Raw genomic sequence first — 4,284 nt, 5'->3', positions numbered from 1 at the left:
GGCACCGGGGCCGAGGCAACCTGTGCGGCACCGGCGACCACGACTTCAACCATCTGGCCACCGACTTCGGCCATGCGTTTGCCGCCCTCGGTCACAAGGTTTACGGCACTTTCCGGGCCAAGATATTCCGGCACTTTATAGAACGCCGACAGCAGGCCTTCCTTGATCGGGGTTGCGATCATCGCACCGCCGCCAAAGCCCATGATCGCCATGCCGGTCGCCATACCACGGCGGTCCGGGAACCAGCGAATAAGCGTTGATACCGGCGAAACATAGCCAAGACCAAGACCACAGCCGCCAAGCGCGCCATAGCCGAGATACACCAGCCAAAGCTGATGGGTCATGATGCCAAGGCCACCGATGATGAAACCACCACCCCAGCAAAAGGCGGCAACGACACCGACCATACGCGGGCCGACTTCTTCAAGCCATTTGCCGCCAAATGCCGCCGCAAGGCCAAGAAAGACGATGGCAACAGAGAAAATCCAGACAACGGATTGCAGGCCCCAGTCGCCGGAGCTTGCACTGACCACGCCAAATTCCTTGATCAGTGGCGGGTTGAAGATACTCCAGGCATAGACGGAGCCAATACACAAATGAATAGCAATGGATGCTGGCGGCACTTTCCAGCGATTGAAATCGTCACCAGCGACGATGTGTTCTTTTTTGAGCTTGTCAAACATAGCGATGTTGTCCTCCCGGTCTTTGGATTTTCCTTGCCCTTCCCCGTCGCACAATTGGTTATGGTGCAGGGCAAACACGGTTAAATCCGGAACTCTCAACATCGCAATCGCCATGCCATTGCATAACAAGCGCCGTTTTCTGTCATTCTTCCAAACTGAAATGGACTGCTGCAGCGCACACGCATGGACAAAATGTCCATATCTTTTTTCGCGCATAACGTGCAAATGGACAAAATGTCCACTCGCAACCGCAGCAATTTCAACGCTATGATCCAACGCGCGTTCCAGGTTTGGACAGGATTTTGGGGGATTGAAAAATCACGCTGCGATAACCCTTTTCATTGCGCGTACCGCTTTAGTAAGAAAGGGCGATGAGCCTGTTACCATCCGCTTACCCGCGAAGGACGCATATGAGCGACATCATCACAGACAGATTGATCATCAGACCCTTTGTTGAAGCTGATGCCGCAGAACTGTTCGAGTACATTTCCAACCCGCGCGTAAACTGCTTTATGGATGACAAAGTCACAACACTGGAACAAGCGAAGGCAAAAGCCCGGAAACGTGCAAAGGATAAGACTTGTCTTGCGGTCTGCCTGAAAGAAATAGGAGCCTTAATTGGTGAACTGTTGCTTCATCACGATGGCCCCGAACAAGCCGACACCTATTCCGTCGGCTGGAACTTCAACGAAAAGGTTGAAGGCAAAGGATATGCCAGTGAAAGCGCACAAGCCTTGTTTGAGCATCTGTTCACACAGCGCGACGCAAGAAGGCTTTATGCCTATGTCGAAGACAACAATTTCAAATCGCAGAAGCTGTGCGAAAAACTTGGCATGCGCAAAGAGGCTTGCTTTGAGGAGTTTATTTCGTTTGTTAACAACCCGGACGGCACGCCGAAGTACGAAAATACTTTTGTGTATGCCATTCTGAAAAAAGAATGGCTGCGCGCAGGCACACCGAAAAGCCCAACAAACTAACGTGCTCTGCCCCAGTCTGCCCTAATCCGCCTCCGGCAACCAGATCATGAATGTGGTGCCTTTTCCGGGCTTGCTTTCCACTTCAAGCCCGCCACCCTGTCGATCAATCAGGGTCTTGGTAATCGACAGACCAAGACCCGTCCCTTCGCGCCGTTTGGTGGTATAGAACGGATCAAAGATACGGTTCAGCACCTCGGCATCCATACCTGATCCGGTATCGCGCACCGTGATCAGAATACCCGGGACGCCATCACGGTCCTGATCTATATCGGTCAGGGTCAACGTTCCTCGCTCGGACATGGCATGCAGGGCATTGACCATTAGATTGACCAGAACCTGCTGCAACTCGGTCCGGTTCATCAGAACCAGCCGGGTTGAATGATGTTCGCGCACGACGTCTATATCCGCCCGGCTGAGCAGATGGGCGACCAGCGGCATGCAATCGTCAATCACCTCGGCCACGCTGTGGCGTTCGACATATCCGGCATATTCTTCGGGCTTGGCGAATTGCAGAAGCTTGGTCACGATCAGATTGATGCGATTGACCTGTTCATCAATCAGACGGAATTCGGTATCCCCCAATCTGGCATGTTCGCCCAACAAATCGCGGAGGACATCAAGGTTGCCCTGAAGCACGGCCACCGGATTGTTGATTTCGTGTGCCACACCGGCGGTAATTTCCCCAATGGCCGCAAGCTTTTCGGACATGATCAGTTGCCTGGTGGTGGCTTCGAGCTGGCGATTGGCTTCGCGCAGTTCGCTGGTGCGGGCATCGACGCGTTCGTTCAGCTGATCGTTCCAGGCGCGCAGGCGTTTATCGCGTTCCTGCACCTGATCGAGAAGGTCATCAAGATGGTCGGCGACAAGGGCGATCTCGTCCTGAACCTGATCAATGTTGGTTCGGGCTGACAAATCGCCGTTTTCGACCCGACCAATGGTATTGGCCATGCGTTCAAGCGGTTTGAAAATACCCCGCGCCCAGCGCAGGAAGATCGGCACCGAGAGGGCTGCGACGAACAGAAACGCCCCGATCAGGATTAGCAGGCTTTCATATTTGGTCTGGGCAAACGGGGCTTCAAGAAACCCGACATAAAGCATGCCAACCCGTTTGCCATAGCTGTCCTTGATCGGCTCATAAGCCGAGATATACCAGTCATTAACCACAAAGGCGCGATCAAGCCAGACTTGGCCATCCTCAAGAACAGTTTTGCGCACCGCACTTGAAACCCGCGTACCAAGGGCGCGACGATCGGCAAACAGGCGGACATTGGTGCTGACACGCACATCATCAAGGAAAAGGGTCGCCGTTCCCTGACTGCCTTCGGGCAGGCTGCTTTGGCGATAGACAAGATCGTTGATCGTATCAATGAACGCCAAATTCTGGTTGAGCAAAATCCCCCCGACCAAGGCGGCGTTTTGTCCGTTTGGCAATTCAACGTGACTTGCCGAATGCACAACCATGCCCCTCGTTTCGGCATTGCGTGTCGAGGGCACAGCATTGGGCGTATCAATCAGATCGAGATGGGCGCGTTCGGCCAGATCGGGCGAAATCGCCGCCAAGTCGGTGTTGCTGAAAATATCAATGCTGGTCATCGATTGCCCGCGATAGGCACTGGCAATCACTGGCCAGTCCGCATTGGGTTGGTCAGAACCTGTGCCACCCGGCGCGGGTGACAGATAAAGGAAATCAAGGCCAAGCTTGCTTTGGCGTTCAGCAAGCAGGCGGTCGACCCCTGAGACATCACCTTTGGCAAGTACTTCGCGAAAGGCAACCGATTGGCCAAGTGCCTGGATTTGTTCGCCGGTATTTTCAAGGATATGCGTGAAGTACTGATGGGCAATCGTCAGATCGCCACTGACCTTTGATGTTAACAGTGCGTCGAACTTGGTATTCCACCGCACCATCATCACGCCAAGCAACAATGGCAGGATCACAAGCGTCGGCAAAAGCGCAATCGCCAGCAACTTAAAACGAACGGATCGTGTTCTTTTGGCGGGGGGCTTGGTGGCGCCCGACAATGACGCGTCGGTCATTCCTGTTCCCAGCTTGCGCATTTGCGATCAATGGTCTTGCGCGATACCCCCAACCGTCTGGCGGCTTCGTTGCGATTGCCATTGGTCTTGTGCAACATCGCCAGAATGTGACGACGTTCCATCTCATCCAATGTTTCATCACGGTCGACCTGCGATCCCTGATCGGCAAGTTCATCGCGGAATTCCGCCGGGAACTTGCCAAGGATCAGGGTCCGTTCAATCAGGTTGCGCAATTCACGCACATTGCCCGGCCAGTCATAGCGTGTCAGCCCGGCACGCACAGCCGCATCCATTGGCACCGCACGCACGCCAAGCTGCTTGGACAGTTTGGTCATGAACAGTTCAGCCAGTTCAAGGACATCATCCCCGCGGGCCGAAAGCGGTGGCATTTCGATGTGCATGACATTGATGCGATAAAACAGATCAGCGCGGAAACGTCCGGCTTCGACTTCGGCCTCAAGATCGGCGTTAGTGGCAAAGATAAAGCGCAAATCAACAGGTGCTTCGCGTTCTGAGCCTACCGGGCGGACACGGCGGCTTTCGATTGCGCGCAAAAGCTTGCTTTGGGTCGCCAGCGACAATTCACCGAC

The 4,284-nt window shown here is 54.2% G+C and carries 4 protein-coding genes; 1 reads left to right on the top strand and 3 read right to left on the bottom strand.

What is annotated here, in order from left to right:
- Positions 1-683 (bottom strand): MFS transporter (locus B3Z49_RS12575; RefSeq protein ID WP_296991343.1); only part of this gene is annotated, 683 nt, incomplete at its 3' end.
- A gap of 410 nt (positions 684-1,093) precedes the next feature.
- On the opposite strand from B3Z49_RS12575, the gene B3Z49_RS12570 reads away from it, so the two are divergent.
- Entirely contained in the window at positions 1,094-1,660 is a 567-nt protein-coding gene (locus tag B3Z49_RS12570; protein ID WP_296991340.1) for a GNAT family N-acetyltransferase, read from the top strand.
- A 21-nt stretch (positions 1,661-1,681) separates the two neighbouring features.
- On the opposite strand, the gene B3Z49_RS12565 is transcribed toward B3Z49_RS12570, so the two are convergent.
- Both B3Z49_RS12565 and B3Z49_RS12560 read right to left on the bottom strand, forming a co-directional pair.
- Positions 1,682-3,694 (bottom strand): sensor histidine kinase, encoded by a 2,013-nt coding sequence (locus tag B3Z49_RS12565; RefSeq protein ID WP_296991337.1) that lies wholly within the window; start codon positions 3,692-3,694, stop codon positions 1,682-1,684.
- On the bottom strand, positions 3,691-4,284 hold a 594-nt coding region (locus tag B3Z49_RS12560), incomplete at its 5' end, for a sigma 54-interacting transcriptional regulator (RefSeq protein WP_296991334.1). The genes B3Z49_RS12565 and B3Z49_RS12560, both read right to left, overlap by 4 nt.

The organism is Thalassospira sp. UBA1131 (genome assembly GCF_002311515.1).
Classification (GTDB): Bacteria; Pseudomonadota; Alphaproteobacteria; order Rhodospirillales; family Thalassospiraceae; genus Thalassospira.
Note: the sequence above shows the minus strand (reverse complement) of the source record. Positions and strands in the feature narration are given on the sequence as shown.